Raw genomic sequence first — 23,880 nt, forward strand, 5'->3', positions numbered from 1 at the left:
GTCACAGACTCTCAATTGCGCCGGCAACAGGCGTTGCGGCCTGATCGATGGTGCCATACCCAGCGGCTGCAAGTGAATCGCGCATTTGCTCGGAGAGATCAAGCAGCTTGATTGCTGCAGCCGGTGCAAGAGTTGGCGCCCGTTCCGGTAGCTGCTGGCCGTCTTCGCTGCCATCTGCATCGGCAATGATGAATGGCCGCGGCTCCATATCCACACCGAACACCGGCTTCACCTCGATATTGGAATGGGCGTAGGCCATGAACTTCTGCCAGCTCATGGCTGGAAGATTGCCGCCCGTCAGGTTGTTCATTGCCGTGTAATTGTCATTTCCGTACCAGACCGAGGCAACGTAATTACCGGTGTATCCGACGTACCAGGCATCGCGATAGGAGCTCGTCGTTCCAGTTTTGCCTGCGCTGGGAACGCCTTCGACCACAGCTCGCCCGCCGGTCCCACCATAATTAACGGCGTTCAGGATGTCGTTCATCGACAAGACAATCTGCTCATCAAGAAGCCGCACGCGGTTATGGTCTGGGTCGGCTTCATAGATTACTTCGCCGCGTAATGTCGTGATGCGAGTGATTCCGAAGCCTGTCGCTTGGTAACCACCATTGGCAAACACCGCATAGGCAGATGCCATGTCCAGCGCACTTACCGAGGCTACGCCCAGTGCAAGCGAACGGGTTACCGGAAATTCGTTTCGGATGCCCAGTCGGTGGGCCATCTCTGCAATCGGCTCACGCCCAGTTTGGGTTGAAAGGCGAACCGGCACACTATTGATCGATGCAGCCATAGCAGTGCGTATTGTTGTCGAACCCCTGAAAGACCGGCCGTAGTTCTGCGGACACCAGTTGCCGATACAAATCGGGGAGTCAGAAATAGGGCTGCGCGGGTTGAGTCCAAGCATTTCGAAAGCGGTTGCATATACGAATGGCTTGAACGCCGATCCAGGTTGCCGGTTGGGAGCAACGGCCCGGTTGAACTGGCTCTGGCCATAATCGGTGCCCCCCACCATGGCACGTACCGCGCCATTGTGTTCCATAGCAACCAGCGCGCCTTGGCTCACATTGTAGACTGCGCCCTGCTCACGCAACACTGAGATGATGGCGTCTTCGGCATGGACCTGCAAATCGGGATCAATAGTGGTTCTCACCACAAATCCGACTTCCGCGCTGTCGCCTACAATTCGTTTGGTTTCCAGAAATGCCCAGTCGAGAAAGTAATTGGGTGAATTGATCTCGGCGGATCGATCAATCGGCTCTGCTGGACGCCGCCGTGCCGCTGTCACCTGGCCCTCGGTAAGGTAACCCCCGTTGACCATGTTCGATAGTACAACGTTTGCACGCCCGCGCGCTGCCGCGATGTCCACATGCGGGGCGAAGCGCGTGGGAGCCTTGTATAGTCCGGCCAGCATGGCGGACTCCGCAAGATCCACATCTTGCACCGGTTTGCCGAAATAGTATTCGGCCGCCGCAACGACACCGAAATTGCCGCCGCCCATATAGGCGCGGTCGAGATAGAGCTTGAGGATTTCATCCTTGCTGTAATTGGCTTCCAGCCAGAACGCGAGGAACAGTTCCTTGATCTTGCGCTCCAACGTGCGCTCGTTTGACAGGAACAGGTTTTTGGCAAGCTGCTGGGTAATCGACGAGCCGCCCTGCAGGCCGGAATCGCCCTCGGCGTTGGAGAGCAGAGCGCGCACAGTGCCCCAGACGTCGATGCCGAAATGCTCGTAAAATCGCCTGTCTTCGGTTGCCAGTGTTGCCTTGACGAGAAAGTCTGGAATTTCAGCCAGTGCAACAGAATCGTCGGATCGGATTCCGCGTCGGCCAATTTCGTTGCCATAGCGATCCAAAAAGATCACCGAATAGTCTTCGGCCCTGTTGAATTCGCCCGAGGCTGTCGCATCCATAGCCGAGAGCGCCAGCGCGACCATCAGCACGGCACCCATTGCGCCAAAGCTCAATGCGTCCGATGCAAGCTCGACGAAAAGCCGGCGCAGGCCTCGCACGGAAAAAAGCGAGAAAAAATCCTGTATTCGGGTATATACACGGCCAGTCGAGCGCATCCCGTCATAAAGGAAGGAATCGAGCCAGGCATCAGCCTCGAGCAACCGGTTCTTGCCTTTGGAGCGCTTCTGCTTTGTGTAAAACGGGTCCTGCACCTTGGGCCTTTTGTTTCTAGGGTCGATTTGAATGCCCGCCCGGGTGCGCTCGGTCCCGAACAACTGTTATTGTATGGCGTTAAGCCCCTATGGGTCATCACAATTTTATGTGGTTTTGCCAATTGGGTTAAAAGTGTGGAGTCTGTGCCGCCGATGGCATTCTGGGATGAAAAGCCGCTTGAAGCGATGTCTACCGAAGAGTGGGAGGCACTGTGTGACGGGTGTGGTAAATGCTGCCTGTTAAAACTCGAAGATGAGGACACTGGCCAGATATTTCCGGCCAATGTCCGCTGTAAGCTGCTCGACGGCGAGACGTGCGGCTGTTCCGATTATCCGAACCGACAAGCTAAGGTTCCCGATTGTATAAAGCTCACGCCGGACAAAGTGCGCGAGATCGCCTGGATTCCCAAAAGTTGCGCTTACCGGCGCATTGCGGAGGGACGGGGGTTGGCATGGTGGCACCCGCTGGTCTCGGGAGATCCCCAGACCGTACATGCTGCCGGCATTTCGATCCGGGGACGTACAATCGCCGAAGAGCAAGTCGACACTTCCGACTGGGAAAGCCATATCGTTGACTGGGTTGACTGGGAGCCGACGGAATAAGGTGCACTCGTCGCAGGCCGGGTGAGACTCTTCCGGTCGTATTCTGAATTTGCAGCGGGCCTGTCGGGTTCGCGCGGTCTGGAACGTCATCTGTTACGACGCTCATCATGTGGGGCCCCATGTACGGTTCGATCGAAATCCGCGGCGCACGCGAAAACAATCTCAAAAACGTTTCTCTCGATATCCCGAAACGCAAGATTACCGTGTTTACTGGAGTGTCCGGGTCTGGGAAGTCGTCATTGGTATTTGACACCATTGCCGCTGAATCCCAGCGGCTGATCAACGAAACATATCCCGCTTTCGTGCAGCAATTCATGCCCCGTTATGGGCAGCCGGATGCCGATTCACTCGCCAATATATCGGCGGCAATTATTGTGGATCAGCAACGCCTCGGCGGCAATTCGCGCTCGACGGTCGCCACTGTCACCGACGCTGCGCAAATGTTGCGGGTTATATTTTCGCGTATTGCCCAACCTCAACTCGGCGCACCTGGACTTTACTCATTCAACGACCCGCGTGGGATGTGCCCAGAGTGCGAAGGCATCGGTCAGGTCGCGGCCATGGATATGAGCGCCGTCGTAGACGAGAACAAATCGCTTAACCAGGGGGCTTTGCTGGCGCGGGGCTTTGATGTCGATTCCTGGTGGTGGGCTACATACGCGCGGTCAGGTCTCTTTGATAATGACAAGCCGATCAAGGACTACACCGAAAAGGAACGCTTTGATCTTTTCGAACTCGATGACGCACGCAAGATCAAGGTCGACAAGATCAATCTCACATATCAGGGGCTTATTCCCAAGCTGAAAAAGTCTCTCGGAGACAAGGACCCAGAAGGTCTGCAGCCGCATGTGCGGGCCGAATATGAACGCATCTTTACGCGCAGGATTTGTCCAATCTGCAACGGCGCACGTCTGAACAGTGCGGCACTTGACAGTCGGATCGAAGGCAACAGCATCGCCGATTGCTCGGCTATGCAGGTTTCCGATCTCGCCGTCTTCATTCGCGCGCTTGATGCCCCCTCTGTGGCGCCGATGATCGATGCTCTGGCAGCCCGCCTTGAGAATCTTGTCGCCATAGGACTCGGCTATCTCTCGCTTGACCGCGAAAGTGCCACGCTGTCGGGTGGAGAGAGCCAGCGCGTTAAAATGGTGCGCCATCTCGGGTCGGGGCTAACCGACATGGTTTATGTGTTCGATGAACCGAGTGTGGGCCTTCATCCTCACGATGTCGGTCGGCTGGCCGGCCTGATGCAGCAATTGCGCGACAAGGGCAATACGGTACTCATCGTGGAGCATAAGCCCGATATGATCGCCATCGCCGACCATGTTGTCGATATGGGCCCAAGCGCCGGGGCCGGTGGGGGCGAGGTGGTTTTTCAAGGCAATTTTGAGGGCTTGCTGTCCTCGGGAACTCTCACTGGTAATCACTTGAGCAAGCACCAGCCCATCAAGACCGACGTGAGAAAGCCCAAGGGCAAAATCTCTGTTGAAGGTGCCGCTTTAAACAATCTCAGGAACGTTTCACTCGATATCCCGACTGGCGTGCTCACTGTGGTCACCGGCGTTGCCGGCTCGGGGAAATCATCGCTCATTCAAGGTTGCCTGCCAAAGGCACATCCCGATACGATCGTGATCGATCAGAACCTTGCACGAGGCTCGCGTCGCTCAAATACCGCAACTTACACCGGAGTTCTCGATACGGTTCGCAAGGCGTTTGCCAAGGAAAACGGCGTCGAGGCGTCGCTCTTTTCGGCAAATTCGAAAGGTGCATGTCCCGACTGCAACGGTCTCGGCGTGATCTACACCGACCTTGCCCATCTCGATCCGATGGTGACTATCTGCGAGACCTGCGAAGGCAAACGTTTCACCGAAGAAGTTCTCACCTATACCCTTCGTGGCAAAACAATTTCTGACGTCTACGACTTCGCCATTTCCGATGCGCTAGGCTTTTTCACCGAACCTTCTGTCATCAGAATCCTAGAGGGCCTCAACGATGTTGGCCTGGCATATCTAACGCTTGGCCAGCCCCTATCCACATTATCAGGTGGTGAGCGCCAGCGCCTGAAACTTGCAGCGGAACTTGGTCGCAAGGGCCAGACCTACGTCCTGGATGAGCCGACCACAGGGCTGCATATGAATGACGTTGATGTCCTGATTAGCCTGTTCGATCGTTTGGTTGCGAACGGGTCCACAGTTATCGTCATCGAACACAATCTCGATGTAATTTCACGTGCGGACTGGGTCATAGATCTTGGACCCGGTGCGGGGCATGAAGGAGGCGATGTTGTTTTTCAAGGTACGCCTGCCGATCTGGCTAATGCGGAGACATCCCTTACTGGACAGCACCTTGCCGCTCGCCAACCTTGAATTTTTGTAGCTCGCGCTCGACAATTTTCGCGATGAACGATTTCTGAATGCCGAGTTCACTACTGGTTCCGGCCAGGGTGACTAAACCTGATCCTGCAAGAGACAAACGGCGGTGCGCAACACCCGCTCAGCTCATTCAGGAGACGGAACAATGCTTAAAAAGCTCATTATCGCGGCCACCCTCGCAGCCAGCTTCGGCGCCATCAGCACCCCCACTATGGCCAATGACATTCACATTAATCAGTGGGGCTGGGGGCATTCGACGGGCGGAAGCCAGTCTGGCTGGAGCAACACCATCGGCGTCTATCAGAATGGATGGCGCAACTCGGTCAACAGCCAGCAGTACGGAAACCGAAACGTCGCTGCCGCAGGTCAGGATGGCCATCGCAATAGTGCCCAGACATGGCAGAATGGCAATCGCAATCAGGCCGGCGTCGGACAGTTTGGATCAGATCACACATCGGTTTTAACCCAGGACGGCAATCGCAACATCGCCGCCGGCGTTCAGATCGGTAACGGGTGTTCCACAAATGTGAACCAGACCGGTTCGCGCAATGTGGCCGCCTTCGTTCAGGTTTGCCCCTGATTGCGGAATGGCTGCCCATCCTGCCGGGTGGGTTCTAAGACCTACCCGGCTTTAAGCAAAGGACGCTGCTCATGACTATCAATCGCCGCAGGGCTTACACGCTCTCTTTTCTTGGCACCATAGTCGCGCTTTCCGCTGTTGGCACCGCCAGCTTTGCGCGATCTACCGACGAAATCGCTGAGTCTACACGCCCAGTGCCATGCGAGGTGATCTCTACTGGAACCGCTAACGCCATGACGCTGGAAGCTGTCTATAACGCGCAGGGGCCAGCCAACGGGACTTATCGTTTGTCCATACAGACAGTGGGGGGAGCAAACAGCTCGACCATCAATCAGGGAGGTGGCTTCTCAGTACCTACAGCCGGGCCGATCAGCCTTGGGCGTGTCTCGGTGAGCAAAGCGCCCGCCTATGACATCGCTCTCACAGTCGAAGTTGACGGAGCGGTGCACACCTGCCTCGGCCCACAGGGCAAGTGGACGTAATGGTGCACTGGAAAAATGGGTGATGAAAAGGGGCTCCGAATGCGAGCCCCTTTGTCGCTGTGTTATCGAACTTGCCGCATTGTCAGGCCTGAAAGAATGCAATCGCCACCAACAGACAACCCGCTTTCGCCAGCTTCGATATCGCATTCGAAAGGCGTCGAGACCGACCCGCCGCCGTCTATATTCTCAATAGTCAGCGAGCCGTCGCCAGCCGTGTATGTGCCGCTCATTGAGGGTTCGGCGGATCGGGCATCAAGTACAACGCCCGACCACGCGGCAAATGACCCATCCTCGCCGAAAAGGAATGTCAGGCTGTTCGTGCCCGAGCCTTGCGCCACGAACCGTCCCGGAACGATGCCGGCAATACGTGCTTGGGCCGCGGCGTCGCCGGTCTCCTGAAGTGAGGCGATTTCCGTTTCGAGGGATTCTAGTTGATTGCTGCGGTCTGAAAGTGTTTCAGTCAGTGTTTCCAGTTGGGCCTGAACATCGTCGCGCTGAGCCTGTGCATCGGCAATCTGGGTCTCCAGTTCGGCATGCTGCCCCTCAAGTTCAGCCACAACAGTTTCAAGAGATGCCCGCTGGTCCTCGAACTGTGCCTGGCTGGCCCTAAGTTCGGCTAGCTGGCTTTGGGCTGCCGCTTGGGCTTCGCGCGCAGCTTGCACTTCGCTTTCCAGTTCCGCAGAGGTGCGCGTCGCATCCGCTGCCTCCTGAGACAATTGGGCGGCCATCTCGCGCAATTCCGCTTCTTCGCTCCGGGCCGTCTGTACGCGACTTCCAACATCTGCAAGCTCTGCAGTGCTTTGGGCAATGCGGTCCTGCACTTCTGAAAATGAAACTTCGGCCTCGGACAGATTGCTCTGCAATTCTTCGATCCTGCCTTCGCGTTCGGCTAAAGCACTCTGAACTGTATCGAGCTCGGTATTGGCCCCTTCGAGCGCGGCTTGCGCCTCGTCACGTTGGGCCACAATGGCCTCGCGTTCTTCTGAGAGCTGGTTGCGTTCGTCTGTCAGTGTTGCAATTTCAGATTCGAGTTCTTCAAGTGTGGTTCCCGATTCCTCCATAGTGCGCACATCAGTGGCCAATTGATCGCGTTCGGAGGTCAAACTATTGACTTCGTTGCGCAACCCGCCCGTCGTCGTCGATGATGTGAACCACAAGATCAGAAAGGCTGCCCAACCGAGGACGGCGGCTGCGCCAAGCGCGATCACGAGTGGGTTTTGGGATCGGTCGTGAGTTTCGGTGTCGTCCATGGCAAATCCTTTTGGCCCCTCTGAAGAGCGAATGGGAAAACGAAAATGGCAGGAGCGTCCCGGCGTGGCGCGGCCCCTCATGAGCAACAACAAGCAACGCGCCGCACAGGTTCCAATGTGACTGGGAATTCGAGGTCCAAACAAACTTAACCGCAGATAAACGGCACCTTCGATGTCGGTTCAGCTGGCAAGCTGCATAGTGGCTCTCATGGAAGCGCGACAGCGCAAAAAAGAACCATAGGAGCAGAATTATGGGACGCAACATCAAAACTCTCAAAGCCGCCGGCCTTGCGCTCGTCATCGGGCTAGGAACTTTATCGGCGCCCGCCGTCGCTGGCCAACTCTCGATCAACCTCAATCCGGCAAACGCCGAACAGCGCCAGATGATGCAGACCGGCCTTGGACTCTACGCGCTCTATAACGGCATTCAGAGCGGATCGATCACACAAAGCGGGTTCGACAACATAGCTGGCCTCAGCCAAGCCGGCGGCGGTAATCTCGGTGTCGTCCATCAGGAAGGCAACAATCACAACGGCACTCTTAACCAGCATGGTGGCAACAACAGCTATGGATTATTCCAGTTCGGCGAGGGTACCAGCGCCCATGTCGACCAGTCTGGTGGGCAGAGCGGTCTTGGGTTTGTGTTTGGCTGGTAATCTTTCTTGATTAGCGTATTGGGGACGCTGCCGGGTGCAAGCGTCCTCGTTCAGGCCGTTGATTTCTGACAAACTTGGGCGTAAACGGTCTCCCGCCACGCTGGAGGGGCAGGGACATGCTTGGGGCGACAGCGTACGTCACCGCATTTTTTACGCTTGTGCTCTCGGGCATGATGCTCGTTCCGATGTTGGCCGATCTATCGGTCGGCAACCCGGACTGGCAGGCCTTTCTTTTCTCGGCGCTTGCCGCAGGAGTGCCCTCCGGCTTCCTGGTTTTGGCCACGCGGCGGGAAATGCCGCCCTTCAGTCTTAAGTTCGGCTTCCTTCTGGTAAATATGATCTGGGCGGCTACCTCCGTGGTCGCAGCCTTGCCGCTTTTTCTCTCCGGGCTCTCGATCGGGTTCACCGATGCAGTGTTCGAGGCAACCTCGGGGATTACGACAACCGGCTCAACAATTCTCTCCGGGCTTGACGATATGCCTCCGGGACTCCTGCTTTGGCGGTCGATGACGCAATGGTTCGGCGGACTTGGTATCATCGCTATGGGGCTGCTGCTCTTGCCGTTTCTTCGGGTCGGAGGGATGCTGATCTATAAGCTCGAATCTTCCGCGCAGGCGGATTCACCGTTCGCGCGTTTCACAAAGTTCTCATGGTCCATGGTGGGGCTTTACCTTGGCCTGTCGCTCGCCTGTGCGTTGGCGTACTGGCTTGCTGGTATGTCGAGTTTCGATGCTATTAATCACGCGATGGCAACGGTTTCGACAGGAGGATATTCAACTCACGATGCTTCGATGGGATACTTCGGCTTGCCCGTCCTGATCGTTGGCACTGTGTTCATGATCGCCGGGGCGCTGCCCTTTATCGCCATATTGCGTGCGGTCACGACCGGCCGGTTTTCTGCGGCCCTTGAGGCGCAGGTTCCGGTGTTGCTCTCGATACTGGCGATCTTGAGTTTCGCTGTGTTCCTGGGGGCGCTGAGCAATTGGGCAGCGGACCCCGGAGCGCTTGCTGTCCATTCTGCCTTCAATATAGTTTCGGTCGTAACGACAACCGGCTTCGCGTCCCTGGACTACACGCTATTGGGGCCATTCGTGACCGCCGTATTCTTGCTTGCGACATTTCTTGGCGGCTCGGCCGGCTCAACAAGCGGGGGCATAAAAACTTATAGATTGATCATAATTTTTCAGTCCCTGCGCAATGGGCTTAAGGAACTGATCTATCCCCATGGCCTGTTCGTCGTTCGTTACGAGGGTCGAGAGGTGCCCTGGCAAGCCATCAAGTCAGTGCATCACTTCGTCTCTGCGTTCTTGCTGCTTCTCCTTGCAGTCACGCTGGTGCTTGGTTTTACGGGACTGGATATTCTGACTGCCTTCACCGGGGCGCTTACTGCCCTTACAAATGTCGGGCCAGGCCTTGGCGAAATTATCGGACCTGCCGGTAATTTTTCGACACTGGAGCCGCTGGCAAAATGGGCACTGATATTTGCGATGCTGGCGGGGCGCCTTGAAATCCTGGCAATACTGGTTCTTTTCAGCCCGGCGTTCTGGCGCCGTTAGCTTTCTCCAGAGGTGATATCGGTCCGCAACCGGGGCGCCCTGAGTTGAACTAGCTGCTATGCGGTATGTCGGCCCTCACGAGAGAGTGAACAACGGTTCAAGTGCTGCGACAACGTGAACCAACGTGCTTAACACGACCTTAAGCCCCTTGAGCCAAACTGGTGAAGTGAGTTTGATTCAGTAGCCAGGTCTTCACATGCTGTCATCTTGGGGGCGGACAGCGTGTCGCCACAAATGCGTGGCACGATGACTTGCGATTGGAAGCGGAAAAGGTCCCTCCATGCGTAATACCGCCTCTATTTTCGATTTGCCTGTCCTGTCTCGGCGCCGTGCAATGGCGCTTGGGCTAGGTGCAGGCGCTGCGCTTTTGCTGCCGCGCCCTGCATTTGCCAATGTTCAGGACTTCATCGCTTCAGTTTGGCCTGAGGCGTCGTCACGGGGTGTTTCCCGAGCAATTTTTGAGCAGGCTTTCTCCGGCTTCGCGCCGTCTGACCGCATTATGAGTTTGACGCGCAGTCAGCCGGAATCGGTGAAAACTACCGGCCAGTACGTGGCTGACGCCGTATCGTCCACCCGCGTTTCCACCGGTCAGCGCATGCGCGGCGAATGGGCACAGACACTAGGCGTAACCCAACAGCGTTTCGGCATCCAGTCCGAGATCGTTTTGGCGATCTGGGGCATGGAAACCAATTATGGCTCTTACATGGGCGGCAATAATGTCATTCATGCTCTGGCCACGCTAACCTACGGGAACTATCGCCGGGACTTCTTTAAGAACGAACTTTTGACCGCGCTGCAAATTTTGCAGGCTGGGCACGTGGCTGCACCGCAAATGGTAGGCTCCTGGGCTGGCGCCATGGGGCATACCCAGTTCATGCCATCCAGTTTTGTTGCCTACGCTGTCGATTACAATGGGAATGGCAAGCGCGATATATGGAACTCGGTTCCCGACGCGTTGGCCTCAGCGGCCAATTACCTGAACTCCCACGGCTGGCGCAATGGTGAGACCTGGGGTTACGAGGTCCAGCTTCCGGCGAACTTTGATTACGGCCGTGCTTGGGACGTGGGGCGCCAGACCCTTGGCCAATGGGAGAGCATGGGCGTCCGCAGGACAGGGGGGCGCTCCTTCCCTAGAGCTGGAGATATGGGGCGTATCTTTATGCCCTCCGGTAGCGGCGGCCCAGTCTTCCTGCTGCTCGCCAATTTTGATGTCATCAAGCGCTACAACAATTCAGACAATTATGCTCTGGCCGTTGGACATCTTGCAGACCGCATTCTGGGCGTTGGGCCGTTTGTTCGTCCGTTTCCTTCCAACGAGGCCGGATTGACCCGATCCCAGCGCGAGGAACTACAGGGTCTACTCAATCGCAGGGGCTTCAACGTAGGAACGCCCGATGGCATCATTGGCTCCAAGACCAGGCAGGGCATCATCGCCTTTCAGCGCGCGGCGGGGCTTATTGCGGACGGTCATGCCTCAAGTGGTCTGCTTGCAGCGCTCCGTTAATGATGTGACAGTCAGAACCGGGTAACCATACAACCCAGTGAATGTCCGAAGGTTGTCAGTTTTCGCGTAGTCTGCCAACCTGTCCCAAGGACTAGAGGAACGTCCCATGGTTATGGACATTTCGACGGGCGAAGAAGGGCGGTTGGCTGCGCTCAATCGGCTTGCCGCTGCGCTAGTCGCGCCTATCGAATCTTTCGACCACATTCTGGAACTGGCGAGAATTGCCATTGCGCCGTTTGTGACAATTTCAATTGTCGACCGGAGCGCGGAAATTGTTCTTGCGGCAGCCGGGGTTGAATACAAGCGCGTCGAGCGAAACAAATCTCTTGCAGCGCTTTGTATTTCTCTAAAGCAACCGATATCCATATATGACGTGAAATCCGACCCGTGCTGCGCTGAACTTGAGTGCCGCCCTGGTGGGGCGGCAGTCGGGGCATTTCTTGGAATGCCACTGGTTACCCCGGATGGTTATGTGATTGGTACGCTGTCGATGATGGACAGCAAACCGCGTCAGTTTGACGATCAAGACATGGCGATGGCAAGCCATCTGTCTAAACTGGTAATGTCCGAACTGGTCTCGCACCAACCGAGCGACGTGGACTATCTTACCGGGGCCCTCACGCGCAGTAGCTTCAGGACGGAAGTTGATCGCGAATATGCAAGGGCGCTACGTTACGATCGGCCCGCAACACTTGTCTTCGTCGATGTGGATGGCTTTCATCGGGTCAACTCGGCTTTTGGTGCCGAAATCGCCGATGAAGTTCTAAAATCCGTGGCCAACAGGGCTGCCGAATGCCTTCGGTCCACAGACCATCTAGGCCGGTTGGGCGGAGAAGAGTTTGGTATGCTCTTGCCCGAAACTATGGCCTATGAGGCCAGTCAATGCGCTGAACGTCTGCGTGAAGAAATCAGCGGATTGCGCTTCCGATTTTCAGGCAAGGTTGTTTCGGTAACGGCCAGCTTCGGCGTCGCACCATTCGACCCGCGATTGCGTTCGCCAATACAATGGTTCGCTCAGGCCGATATTGCGCTCTATGAATCAAAGAAGGTTGGTCGCAATTGCGTTAGCTTCGCTGCTCTGCCGCAAGACGCCAACCCGGTCGGAGACGAGAGCGAAGCGACCGAGTCCCTGGGAGTGCACTGAACTGCTGCCTGCGCGCGCATGCACGCATGGAAATTCGCAGAGCCCGCTTCACCATTCTGCCTCACTAAACATTATATTTGAGGTGCCAGGCTAGAACCAACGCACCAGGAGGTGGCAGGTATGCGCGCTAAGTTAAGTCGCAACGCCAGGGCATACGTCCTGAGGCACAGGCGAGCGTTTACACTTGCCGAACTGATCGCTGACGGCGTGGTCCATGGCGTAGGGCTGTTGGTCGCCGTGATTGCCGGCACCGTCCTGATCAGCTTGGCGGTCGTCCATGCAACTGGCGCCGAAATTGCCGCCGTCGCCATCTATGTCGCCTCCTTCGTCTCGCTGCTGAGCGCTTCCATGGCTTTCAATCTGTGCCCTTTGGGGCCGATAAAAGCCTGGCTGGCGCGGATAGATCAGGCGGCGATCTTCCTGTTCATTGCCGGCAGCTACACCCCCTTGCTGATTGCGTTGGGCGATGTTCCGATAGCCGACAAATTGCTGATCTTCGTGTGGGCCACGGCACTTATCGGCATTGCTCTCAAGCTTTTCATTCCGCAACATTTCGGCCGGCTGGCCATCCCGTTTTATCTTGCCATCGGCTGGAGCGGCATTCTGGCCTTTCAGGCTCTGGAAGCCGCGCTCCCTGCAACGGCCATCTGGCTTCTGGTCGCGGGTGGTGTGGCCTATTCAGCGGGTATAATTTTTCATCTTTGGGAAAAACTCGCCTTTCAGAACGTGCTTTGGCATGCCTTCGTAGTGACCGGCGCAACATTGCACCTCATCGCAATTTTTGAGGCAATGGTTCTCATCCGAATGTGACGTCGGGGAATAGGAACAGATTTTATCCGTTAGCTCCTTCGTATACCGCCGATGGCCAACCACACCCAAGGCGGTAGAGATGAAAACCCGCGCCCTCGTAACTGCAACTGCGCTGCTCACCGGCGTCCATTGCTGACGCTGCCATGCCATGCGCAATCTCCTATTGATATTCGCATCACGTGCGAAGACCGCAGCTTTGACTTCGACGACGACGATCGGGGAGATGAAGATTGGCGGGATGATGACGTTTGATCATTAGTCATTGCACATGCCCTCCCGGCGAACGCTCGGGATGGCTTTTGTTATTGTTCCCCACCTCAACAGTCGGGCAGCTGGACCAAGCCGTATCCAAAAATTGGGTCCCGCCCTGTCTCTCCCAGATCAATGGCATTCGTGGAGAGATCCCGTGGGAAGCGCCAGAGCAGCGGCAAAAAGCGGGGGCGCAAACGATGTTTCCGACAGCAATCTACTGCCTTCTCGGCCTACGACCCCAACGTCTACGCCCGGCGCCGCAAAAATCCGCATGTTCACCATGGAGCGCCTGCCGGTAGAACCGGTACTCCGAATCGAGTGCCGTTACCCAGGCCACGCCCCTGGGGCTGCCGGAAACTGCGGCGGCGAGGCGAGTGTGAGATTTCCAACCGCTGCGACGACCTGCACGCCACCGGTGAGCATGTCGAGCTGGCCCTGTCCGGGGCATGGCGGAGGAATTTGCCACGGCCGCCGACGGCGTCTCCACCAGTATCGACGCTCACCTCAACTCGGTCGGTGCAGCGGCGCCGCTCGGCCCCGACGAGGAGACCGAGCGGTTCGGGCAATTTTAGGCAACCAGCCCCTTGGTCAGCTCCAGCGCCTGTTTTTCGAACAGCCGGCGGTAGATGCCACCTTCGCGGCGGATCAGCGCCATGTGGTCGCCTTCTTCAACAATCTGGCCCTTGTCAAAGACCAGGATGCGGTCGAGTGCACGGACTGTCGAAAGCCGGTGTGCGATCACCAGTGTTGTGCGACCAGTCATCAGGCGCTCGATGGCTTGTTGGATGAGGAGCTCGCTCTCGGAATCCAGGCTCGATGTCGCTTCGTCCAGGATCAGGATCGGGTTGTCAGCCAGAAATGCACGCGCAATGGCCACCCGCTGGCGTTCGCCGCCGGACAGTTTGACGCCGCGTTCACCCACCATGGTCTCGTAGCCCCTGGGAAGGGTGGTTATGAAGTCATGTGCGTTGGCCATCCTGGCCGCCCCAATCACCTCGGCGCGAGTTGCCTCAGGCCGCGCATAAGCGATGTTGTCGGCTAGCGTCCGGTGAAACAGGATCGGTTCTTGCTGCACGATCGCGATCTGTCCACGAAGACTTGCCTGAGTATGGTCAGCAATGTTCTGGCCATCGATCAAAATCCGGCCCTCATTGATATCGTGCAGCCGCTGGATCAGCTTGACGAAAGTTGTCTTGCCAGAACCTGAATGCCCGACCAGCCCGATTTTTTCGCCAGAGCAAATATCGACCGAGAAGTCTTTGTAGAGCGGATTGGTATGGCCCCCATATTGAAAAGTGACGCTGTTGAAAGCGATCGCACCTTTCCCGATTTCAATCGGAGCAGCTTTAGGCGCATCGGCGATCCCGAACGTCTGGGCGTCCATTTCAACCAACTCTTCCATGTCGTTGACGGAGCGTTGGAGGTTTCGGATATGCATGCCGACATCCTGCAAATAGGCCTGGAGCACGAAGAACGAGGTCAGAACGAACGCGATGTCGCCGGCACTGGCGAGGCCTTGCTGCCAGAGAAACAGGCCCGTCGCCAGAATGGCCGCACGTAGCACCAGTAGCGTTGCTACCTGCACTGTCCCGTTGATGTTGCCGCGATTCCATGTGCGGTCGGTGCGCTTGCGCCACTTGTTGAGCACCCAATCGAGCCGATTTTCTTCGCGGTCCTCTGCGCCGAATGCCTTGACCACAGCATTGCAGCTCACCGCGTCCGCCAAAGCGCCGCCAGTACGCGTGTCCCAGCTATTGGAGAGCGAAGCTGCGGGAGCCACATAAGTTACCGTCATGAAGGCTGTAAGCCCGATGTAGATAAGTGAGCCGATGCCGATCACCAAGCCCATCAAGGGCCAGAACACGGCAAGCAACACGGTGGTCCCGACCAGCATGACGATCGAAGGCAACATTGCCATCAAGATGGTGTCGTTGAACAGATCGACTGCCCACATGCCACGCGTCATCTTGCGGACGGTAGAACCGGCGAAAGTGTTCGCGTGCCAATCGGTCGAGAACCGCTGAACCCGGAAAAAGGATTCGCCGACGATCTCTTTCATCATCGCCAGCGTGAACGTGATGATGCTGCGGAAGAAGAAAAACCGCAGGATCAGGGCGCCAAGACCGAGCGCAATTAGAATCCCGAACGCCGCAAGTGCACTGTTTAGCGAAGCGGCGTCGCCGGTCGCGCCCGATGCCACGGCATCGACGATCTGGCCGGCGTAGTAGGGGGTCAGAACATCTGCCAGAGTGGCTGCAACGATCAGAGCGCTGATCATTGCCAGTCGCATCGGCTGGCGCTTCCAGTATCTGCCTACAAACTGAAAAACCGTGCGGAAAACGTTGGTCCGCGAAGACTGCTTTTTTGAAATCATTACGAGTGCCAGGCGTTCAGGCGCACTGGTCCTTCAAACATATGAGCCGACGGCCTGAGACGTCCGTTGACTGTGTCGCAAAAGTTGGAAAAGAGCCGTTGTCTCCGGTGCGGAGAGGCCGGCGGGCACTGCGGCTTTTATCGAGGGAAAGCCGGTGCGCTACCCGTTGAGGGCGTGATGAGATTCAGCAATGCAACGCCTCCAAGGGTTCGAGTGAAAGGACTGGCTTTATAATCGAGAGAATTTGACTCGCCAAGTCCATTGGCAAACTTCGTTCACAGTGATGTCAATTGGCAACAGCGCTTCAAGCGCGACCGGCAATCTCCGGATTTACATCGGTACGCTGTTCGGCTTCGGGCGGCGAAATCGGACTGACCGAGGTCTTCGCGAGCGTTCTCTCGCGCATCCAGATGTACAGTCCCGAACCGATGACAATGGGGCCACCAACGAACAGCCACAGCGTTGGCGGTTGGCTGAAGATCAGCCAGCTCGAGAGTGTCATCCAGATGATTTGGCTATATGCGAACGGTGCGAGAACCGAAGCTGGCGCGTAGCGATGGGCGATGATCGATATCTGATGACCTGTCATCGCCGCCAGACCGACACCCATGAAGATTATCCAGGCAAGCGGCCCATCCGGCCACGTCCAGTTGGCCAGGGCGAATGGAAGCAGGCAAACCGTGCCAATCAACCCCGCATAGAGCTGCAGGCTTGCGGTTGTTTCTGTTTCCGTCAGCTTGCGTGTCAGAATAAAATAGAAGCCCGCTGACAATATGCTGCCCAAAGACAGGAAGATCGCCCAATGGAAATTGGCGTCCCAAGGTTGAATGATAATGATGATGCCGACAAAGCCGACCAGAATGGCCATCCAGCGGCGCCATCCGACCTGCTCGCCCAGAAAGGGCACGGACAGCGCAGTGATGAGCAGCGGCATGCCGAACATGATCGAAGACGTGACTGTGAGCGGCAGATAGAGCAGCGCGAAGAAATTGAACGCGGTCATGCCCAGCAGCCCGAAGCCGCGCAGAATTTGCAGAATCGGACGGCGGGTCTTGAAACTAGCCAGGCCCGTACGCGGCAGCAATACGCCTGCCATGAAGGCGAGTTGCACGAAGTAGCGACCGAATGCGACCTGGGTGGGGGGCATGCCCGAGAGCGCCATCCATTTTGCAAACGTGTCGCAAAGCGTGAAGAAGATGTAGGTGACAAGCGCCAGGCCGATCGCGAACAGGCGGCGGTCCTGGTGCCCTACGGTCGAACTGGACATGAAGTACGCCTGGCAGGAACGGGGAAGTTAAACTTGAGCGTAGTTCAATTGCCTTGTCATGCAAGCCCCAAATACCGATGGGAGACTGCGCATGGTCCGGCATTGAGCCAAAAGTTTCCGGCATTGCTTGTCCGGGTCGGATGCACGCAACGCCGGTATGAGGTGTGCCGGCCAATCGGCCGGCACCGTGTCATTCAGGAAGAATTCGAACCGCACCCAAATCTGCACTAGATGCAAAAGCAGCATAGGCTTTGAGCGCTGTTGTCACCTTCCGCTTCCGAGGCGCCTCTGGCCTCCAGCCGTCAGTGCCTTTGGCGTCCATCGCTGCCCAGCGGCGTTCCATTTCAGCGTCGGCAACCAATAGATTGATGGTGCGGTTGGGAATGTCGATTTCGATCTTGTCGCCAGCTTCAACCAGCCCAATCGCGCCGCCTTGTGCAGCCTCGGGAGAGACATGGCCGATCGACAGGCCGGACGTGCCGCCCGAAAATCGCCCGTCGGTCAGCAACGCGCAAGCTTTGCCCAGTCCCTTCGATTTTAGGTAGCTGGTCGGATAGAGCATTTCCTGCATACCAGGGCCGCCTTTGGGGCCCTCGTAGCGGATAACGACGACATCGCCTTCCTTAACTTTGCCCGTCAGAATGCCCGAAACGGCGTCGTCCTGGCTCTCATAGACTACAGCGGAACCCGTGAACTTGAGGATGGACTCATCAACGCCCGCTGTTTTGACCACGCAGCCGTTAAGCGCAATGTTTCCCTTGAGCACGGCCAGCCCGCCATCCTTGGAAAACGCATGTTCAGCCGCGCGGATGACACCGTCCTTGCGATCGAGATCAAGCTCGGCCCAACGATTTTCGGTTGAGAAGGCTTGCGTTGTTCGCACGCCGCCAGGCGCCGCCATAAAAAACTGTCGCACGCTTTCCGAATTGGTTCTCGATATATCCCAGCGATCAAGAGCATCGCCGAGGGTGGCGCTGTGCACTGTCGGCAAATTACGGTGCAGCAACTCAGCACGATCAAGTTGGCCGAGAATACTCATGATGCCGCCGGCGCGATGGACGTCTTCCATGTGAACGTCCTGTTTTGCCGGGGCGACCTTGCACAACACTGGCACCTTGCGCGAGAGCGCGTCGATGTCGTCCATAGTGAAATCGACTTCGCCTTCGTAGGCGGCAGCCAGAATATGAAGCACAGTGTTGGTCGACCCACCCATAGCAATGTCGAGCGCCATGGCATTTTCGAAAGCTTGCTTGGTAACAATCGAACGCGGCAGCACGCTGTCTTCGTTCTGCTCATAATAGCGCCGTGCCAAATCGACGATGAGATGGCCAGCTTCGAGGAACAAGCGCTTGCGGTCGGCATGAGTCGCCAGAGTAGAGCCGTTGCCGGGCAGAGATAAGCCCAGCGCCTCGGTGAGACAGTTCATCGAGTTAGCGGTGAACATGCCCGAGCATGAGCCGCAGGTCGGGCAGGCAGCCTCTTCGATGGCGGCAACTTCCTCGTCGGTGTAGCTCTCGTCAGCGGCGACAACCATAGCGTCGACAAGATCCAGCGCCTGCAATTTATCGCGGTGAACAACCTTTCCGGCCTCCATCGGGCCACCCGAGACAAATACGACGGGTATGTTGAGCCGCATGGCTGCGTTCAGCATGCCCGGAGTGATCTTGTCACAGTTGGAAATGCAGACCATGGCGTCAGCACAATGCGCGTTGACCATGTATTCAACGCTATCGGCGATGACTTCGCGGCTGGGCAGGGAATAGAGCATTCCATCATGGCCCATTGCGATTCCGTCATCAACGGCGATCGTGTTGAATTCCTTGGCAACGCCGCCAGCGCGCTCGATTTCGCGCGCCACCATCTGTCCAAGATCTTTGAGATGCACATGGCCGGGCACGAACTGTGTGAATGAATTGACGACGGCTATGATCGGCTTGCCGAAATCGCCATCTTTCATTCCAGTGGCGCGCCAAAGGCCGCGAGCGCCGGCCATGTTGCGGCCATGGGTCGTTGTACGAGAACGATATGCGGGCATGATTTCACCTGCGAAAATGAGAAAAGTCGGCTCGGAGCCCGTTCCTGCCTGCATCTCCTCGGACGCCAGCGGAACCGTTACCTATCTCTAACGCGGTGACAATCCAGTGTAAAGGCAAACCGTACCGTAACGTACGGTACGCAGGAAAATTTCGGGACGTGGTTGCCTGCATTGCTGAGTTCGCGCAATAGATCACCTTTGGAAATCTCGTCCCCGGGGAGGGTTTATGTCGGTCTGGACATTTTTTTTGGTGATCGCGGTGCTTGCGGTCATCGTTATTGGCGGTGGCTATATGTGGTGGAACATGCGCGTTAAAACGCATGCGCCGCAGTTCGGGAAAAAGCCCGCCATTCCCGCAGCAAAGCCGCAAGGTACAGTGCCAATGTTGAAAATGCCGACTGCGCGCGGCTGGCTCGGCGGCGCCAAGCCAAGGACGGCGACTGGCCTGAAAGCCGATGTTTTTGCCGAAAAGCTCAAGCACCCGCGTTGGATCTATTCACTCCCCAACGGCGATGTCCTTGTCGCCGAATCCGCAACCATCCCGCGCAAGGTGAGTGGCTTTATGGACTACGCCATGAACCGCACCATGAAGCGAGCCGGCGCGACGTTCCCCAACGCCAACCAAATCACGCTGCTGCGCGATGCCGACGGTGATGGCGTCCCCGAAGTTCGAGAAGTGTTTCTCAAAAACCAGCACCAGCCCTTCGGCATGGCGCTTGTCGGATCGATACTATATGTGGGCAATTCCAACAGCGTTGTGGCCTTTCCGTACGAAGAGGGACAGACCAGCATAGCTGCTCAGGGAAAGACCATCTTCACGATGAAAGATGGCGGTCACTGGACGCGAAACCTCATTCCCAGCGCAGACGGAACCAAGCTCTACGTTGCCATCGGCTCACTTTCCAACATTGCCGAGGAAGGCTTTGAGACCGAGGAGGGGCGAGCCTGTATCGTCGAACTCGATCTGGCGACGGGTCAAAGCCGCGAATTTGCCGGCGGATTGCGTAATCCTGTCGGCATGGCCTGGGAGCCCGCTGGCGGACAGTTGTGGACCGTCGTGAACGAGCGCGATGGGCTGGGCGATGAGACGCCCCCCGATTATCTCACTTCAGTCAAGGATGGCGGCTTTTATGGCTGGCCGTTCTCGTATTGGGGCGACACCGTGGATGACCGAGTGCAGCCGCAGCGGACCGATCTCGTTGCCAAGGCAACAGCCCCGGACTACGCGCTTGGCGGCCATACGGCGTCCCTTGGTTTGTGCTGGCTTCCTGCCGATACGCTGCCTGGTCTTCCCGCTGGCATGGTGATCGGACAGCACGGATCTTGGAACCGCTCGAAGCTCTCTGGTTACAAGGTAATTCTAGTGCCTTTCGAAAACGGACACCCTTCGAGCGAACCCATTGAAATCCTGAGTGGGTTCCTTTCCGACGACGAGAAGTACTCCAACGGTCGCCCAGTTGGCGTGAGCGTCGCCAAGGACGGAGCGTTGCTGGTTGCGGACGATGTCGGACACATCGTCTGGCGTGTAACCGCGGCTTAGCCCCCTATGCCAAGCTCCTGACGCGCCTTGCGCGTCAGGCCGGCTGCCACAAGTTCGTACGATCTGTTTACATAGGCTTCTACCTCGGTCGCGGAAAGCTCGGCGCTTTCTGCGACCGAAACCCATTTTCGCTTGGCAAAATATGGCGCTTGTTCCACGCCGTCGAGCGTACTGAGCAGTTCGAAGCTATCCTCGCTGCACTTGAACGTGATGCGCCGATCACCTTTATCGGTACTCAGCAATAAGAATACTTTGCCGCCAACTTTGGCAACGTGGGACTCCCACTGATCGACCAGTGAGGTTCCCGCCATCGCTGCGACGAAATCATCAAATCTCGTCTGCTCGAAAATACTCATGCTCACAGCTCAAATCACTTTGGACACGCTAAGAAAGCCATTCCGCTCGCGGTTGGCCGCAGTGATCGTTTTCTCCGACCCCATTGCAACGACATGACCGTTGCGGGCAACTTCGTCGAGAAGATCGGCAGCCTTGGCAAAGTCTGCTTCAGATGTCGCAAGGACCTGCTCGCGGCGTTTTTGCCTGTAGGCCTCGGTGACCCCTGTCAGCGTTCTGACCAGAGCCGTATAGCCTTTGGCATCGGGCAAAAGATAGGGGTCCAGATCGCCGATGGTACCAATGATCGACCGTGCGATGTCGGATTGTGAAACTCCCTTGCGCAGATATCCGGGAGCCGCATCGTAGACATCCAGCGTTGCGACAAGATTTGGATCACGATACGAGCCGAACGCGTAGGTGTCGGCAAGCGGGTTGAAGCTTGCAAACCCGCCATATGCGCCGCCTTCGACCCGCACCTTGTCCCAAAGATAGGTGGTGCCGAGGTATTTGGTGACCACAGAGAGCGATCCGGTCGGCTCATGGCCAAGGGCCTTTAGGTTCACGCCCTTTGCCACGTAGTTGACCTGGGCTGGAATGGTCAGGCCCTCATTTGCGGGATTGGGCAGGGGCGACCAGTCGGCCCGGACAAAATCATGACGCGGCAGTCTTTGAATGAAGGTTTTCAGCTCGTCAGCAAATCCGGGCCAGGCGCTGCCGTCCATCGTGACATTGGCAATCGCCGCGTTAGCGTTGATGAGATGGCCTCGAATTTCATGGAGTGCCGAGTGGACCGATGCCCAGTCGTCTTCGATCTTTTTCGCCAGTTCACGCAGGAACAGCAATTGGGTGACGCCACCGGTCTGTTCTGACAGCCAATCGGATTCATGGAGCGAGGCGCGTAGACGGCTGAAGACGTATTGATGTCCAGCGGGCACCAACGAGGCTTCGGCGCGGGCTTTGTCTTCAGCGACGATCTGGCGGATTCGGTCTCGATTGTCGAGGCGGGCATCGGTGAGGATATCGTGAACGATATCAAGCATTTCTCCGGTTTTCTCCGATGTTGCCTTGGCCCGGACCAGCAGGAATGATGCAGCCTCGTCGCTGTCGAGGATCGGGGAATTGAGCCGCGAAATTCCGATCCCCCCGGTCGAACGGCCGACGCGCTGGGTAAGCGCGACGAAATCTGCTTTTGTGGTTCCAGTTTGTTTGAGCGCTCGTGAAAACAGCGGCAGGTACGCCAAGAGTTCGCGGGGTAGCGTCTTGAGATCAAATCCGAGATCCAGGTAGACGATACCGTTGGTGGCGATGTCGTGAACGAGTGTGCGGACGCCCTCGACGGCAACCTCCTCGGTGGGGATACTCATCCCCTCTCGCGGCAAATCAGACACTGTAAGGGTCGGGATCCTGGCAAGATCCTCGGGCTTGTCGGCGGCGTTTTGGAGAGCTTTGAGTTTCTTGGTGGTTTCTACGGCCAAAGCAATGTCGTTGTCGTTCATCGCCGCGCGTGCTGCATCGAGCCGCGCGCGTTCGGCAGCCTCTTCGCGCTCGGCCTGCTCGGGATCTGGCCGGAGGACAAGCGTGGAACGGTGAGTGTTGTCGAGCAGGTTGGTGCGAATAAGCCGTTCGATAGGCTTTTCCCCCGCAGCGATGCGTGCCTTGAGACTGCTCAAAGCCGATTCAAATCGCAGTCCATCGATTGGATCGCGGCCATAGAGCCAATTGCCAAGTGCGGCAAAAAAGTAAGCAATTCCGCGTGGATAGCCACCGGTATTCTGCTCGCGCAGTTCAAATTCAAGCGAGTTCAGAGTGGCTTCGATCGTCGCCTCATCAATGCCGTGCTCGGCGAGATGGGCGAGGGTGTTCAGGATTACGGTTTCAATTTTTTCAGCATCGTCTGCGTCAGCGCCGCGAAGTCCGAAATTGAGAACCGGCTGCGACAGCTCGATCGCTGACGAAATTATGGCTTCGCCGAGTCCGGATTCGATCAATGCCTTGTGAAGCGGGGCCGCCGAGTTGCCCACAAGTGCGCGGCGCAAAACAGTGCGCGCGAGCTGTTCTTCGACATCGTCGGTCGGGTCGAGCATCCAGTTGAGGGTGACAAATGATGACCGCTTATTGGCATCGTCAGCCGGGTACGTTTTTTCAAAACGGCGCGGTGAGTCGAAGCGTTTCTGCGGTGCAAGTGCTTGAGCTTTCTCGCCCTTTTCAAATCGGGAAAGCACAGCGTCGAGAAGATCGAGGCGCTTTTGCGGATCATCATCGCCATAGAAAATGATCTGCGCGTTCGACGGATGATAATAGCGGGTGTGGAAGTCCTTGAACTGTTCATAGGTCAAATCGGGCATTACCCGCGGATCGCCGCCACTATAGTTGGCATAGACCGCATCGGGGAAAAGTGATTGCAACGCGTATGCGTAGTTGACCTGATCGGGAGATGAGAAGCCACCCTTCATCTCGTTGAAGACGACGCCCTTGAAAATCAGCGGGTCATCGGAGGTCTCAGCCTCGTAGTGCCAGCCTTCCTGCTGGAAGGTTTCGCGCGTGAGTAGCGGAAAAAACACAGCATCCAGATACACTTCTGTCAAATTATAGAAGTCGGCAAGGTTTTGGCTGGCCACCGGATACACTGTCTTGTCCGGGAAGGTCATGGCATTGAGGAATGTGTGCAATGACCCCTTGAGCATTTCTACGAAGGGCTTTTTGACAGGGAATTTCTCCGAGCCGCAGAGGACGGAATGTTCAAGGATATGGGGTAAGCCCGTCGAATCTTGCGGCGGCGTGGCAAAAGACACGCCGAACACCTTGTTCTCGTCATCGTTGATGAGCGAGAGGATCTCGGCTCCGGTCTTTTTGTGCCGGTAGTGGCGCACCAGGGCGTTGACCTCGTCGATCTGTTCCTCGGCGATCAACTCGTAGGCAGGATGGTGCGGCATGAATGGCTCCTCTTGGGCGGGA

At 56.9% G+C, this 23,880-nt stretch carries 18 protein-coding genes; 11 read left to right on the plus strand and 7 right to left on the minus strand.

Features of this window, described 5'->3' with window-relative positions:
• Position 1: 1 nt before the first annotated feature.
• The gene (locus ACN0TA_RS04785) at positions 2-2,164 is read right to left on the minus strand and encodes a transglycosylase domain-containing protein (protein ID WP_417580332.1); all 2,163 of its coding nucleotides are present in this window, start codon (positions 2,162-2,164) and stop codon (positions 2-4) included.
• Positions 2,165-2,317: 153 nt separating this feature from the next.
• On the opposite strand from ACN0TA_RS04785, the gene ACN0TA_RS04790 reads away from it, so the two are divergent.
• The 4 genes from ACN0TA_RS04790 (at position 2,318) to csgH (ending at position 6,201) form a co-directional block, all read left to right on the plus strand.
• Positions 2,318-2,767 (plus strand): YcgN family cysteine cluster protein, encoded by a 450-nt coding sequence (locus ACN0TA_RS04790; protein WP_417580334.1) that lies wholly within the window; start codon positions 2,318-2,320, stop codon positions 2,765-2,767.
• A gap of 107 nt (positions 2,768-2,874) precedes the next feature.
• On the plus strand, positions 2,875-5,133 hold the full coding sequence (locus ACN0TA_RS04795; RefSeq protein ID WP_417580336.1) for an ATP-binding cassette domain-containing protein: 2,259 nt from the start codon (positions 2,875-2,877) through the stop codon (positions 5,131-5,133).
• Between the two features lie 151 nt (positions 5,134-5,284).
• The gene (locus tag ACN0TA_RS04800; RefSeq protein ID WP_417580338.1) at positions 5,285-5,719 is read left to right on the plus strand and encodes a curlin; all 435 of its coding nucleotides are present in this window, start codon (positions 5,285-5,287) and stop codon (positions 5,717-5,719) included.
• Positions 5,720-5,790: 71 nt separating this feature from the next.
• The gene (gene csgH / locus ACN0TA_RS04805; RefSeq protein ID WP_417580340.1) at positions 5,791-6,201 is read left to right on the plus strand and encodes a curli-like amyloid fiber formation chaperone CsgH; all 411 of its coding nucleotides are present in this window, start codon (positions 5,791-5,793) and stop codon (positions 6,199-6,201) included.
• A 62-nt stretch (positions 6,202-6,263) separates the two neighbouring features.
• Here the strand turns inward: csgH and ACN0TA_RS04810 are convergent, their stop codons facing one another.
• Positions 6,264-7,451, minus strand: coding sequence for a hypothetical protein (locus ACN0TA_RS04810; RefSeq protein WP_417580342.1), 1,188 nt, complete (start codon positions 7,449-7,451; stop codon positions 6,264-6,266).
• Between the two features lie 251 nt (positions 7,452-7,702).
• Between ACN0TA_RS04810 and ACN0TA_RS04815 the strand changes: the two genes are divergently transcribed.
• From ACN0TA_RS04815 to ACN0TA_RS04840, 6 genes are all read left to right on the plus strand, one after another.
• Positions 7,703-8,107, plus strand: a complete 405-nt coding sequence (locus ACN0TA_RS04815; RefSeq protein ID WP_417580344.1) for a curlin — start codon at positions 7,703-7,705, stop codon at positions 8,105-8,107.
• Between the two features lie 116 nt (positions 8,108-8,223).
• Positions 8,224-9,663 (plus strand): TrkH family potassium uptake protein, encoded by a 1,440-nt coding sequence (locus ACN0TA_RS04820; protein ID WP_417580346.1) that lies wholly within the window; start codon positions 8,224-8,226, stop codon positions 9,661-9,663.
• Between the two features lie 280 nt (positions 9,664-9,943).
• A complete protein-coding gene (locus ACN0TA_RS04825; protein ID WP_417580348.1) occupies positions 9,944-11,167 on the plus strand; it encodes a lytic murein transglycosylase in 1,224 nt (407 codons plus the stop codon).
• Positions 11,168-11,273: 106 nt separating this feature from the next.
• Positions 11,274-12,311, plus strand: coding sequence for a diguanylate cyclase (locus ACN0TA_RS04830; RefSeq protein WP_417580350.1), 1,038 nt, complete (start codon positions 11,274-11,276; stop codon positions 12,309-12,311).
• A gap of 120 nt (positions 12,312-12,431) precedes the next feature.
• Positions 12,432-13,121: a PAQR family membrane homeostasis protein TrhA gene (trhA, locus tag ACN0TA_RS04835; RefSeq protein WP_417580352.1), complete on the plus strand. Its 690-nt coding sequence runs from the start codon at positions 12,432-12,434 to the stop codon at positions 13,119-13,121.
• Between the two features lie 698 nt (positions 13,122-13,819).
• Entirely contained in the window at positions 13,820-13,945 is a 126-nt protein-coding gene (locus tag ACN0TA_RS04840) for a hypothetical protein (protein WP_417580354.1), read from the plus strand.
• On the opposite strand, the gene ACN0TA_RS04845 is transcribed toward ACN0TA_RS04840, so the two are convergent.
• The 3 genes from ACN0TA_RS04845 to ilvD form a co-directional block, all read right to left on the minus strand.
• Complete coding sequence (locus tag ACN0TA_RS04845; RefSeq protein WP_417580356.1) at positions 13,942-15,747, minus strand: ABC transporter ATP-binding protein; 1,806 nt, start codon at positions 15,745-15,747, stop codon at positions 13,942-13,944. The genes ACN0TA_RS04840 and ACN0TA_RS04845 overlap by 4 nt on opposite strands.
• A 304-nt stretch (positions 15,748-16,051) precedes the next feature.
• Complete coding sequence (locus tag ACN0TA_RS04850) at positions 16,052-17,014, minus strand: DMT family transporter (protein WP_417580358.1); 963 nt, start codon at positions 17,012-17,014, stop codon at positions 16,052-16,054.
• A 190-nt stretch (positions 17,015-17,204) separates the two neighbouring features.
• Complete coding sequence (gene ilvD, locus ACN0TA_RS04855) at positions 17,205-19,049, minus strand: dihydroxy-acid dehydratase (protein ID WP_417580360.1); 1,845 nt, start codon at positions 19,047-19,049, stop codon at positions 17,205-17,207.
• A 226-nt stretch (positions 19,050-19,275) separates the two neighbouring features.
• Here ilvD and ACN0TA_RS04860 point away from each other — a divergent pair, with 226 nt between their 5' ends.
• Entirely contained in the window at positions 19,276-20,589 is a 1,314-nt protein-coding gene (locus ACN0TA_RS04860) for a PQQ-dependent sugar dehydrogenase (RefSeq protein WP_417580362.1), read from the plus strand.
• Here ACN0TA_RS04860 and ACN0TA_RS04865 read toward each other — a convergent pair.
• Complete coding sequence (locus tag ACN0TA_RS04865; protein ID WP_417580364.1) at positions 20,586-20,945, minus strand: MmcQ/YjbR family DNA-binding protein; 360 nt, start codon at positions 20,943-20,945, stop codon at positions 20,586-20,588. The two genes, ACN0TA_RS04860 and ACN0TA_RS04865, sit on opposite strands and share 4 nt — an antisense overlap.
• Before the next feature lie 9 nt (positions 20,946-20,954).
• A complete protein-coding gene (locus ACN0TA_RS04870; RefSeq protein WP_417580366.1) occupies positions 20,955-23,858 on the minus strand; it encodes an insulinase family protein in 2,904 nt (967 codons plus the stop codon).
• Positions 23,859-23,880: the final 22 nt, after the last annotated feature.

Source organism: Pelagibacterium sp., assembly GCF_048264985.1.
GTDB lineage: Bacteria > Pseudomonadota > Alphaproteobacteria > Rhizobiales > Devosiaceae > Pelagibacterium.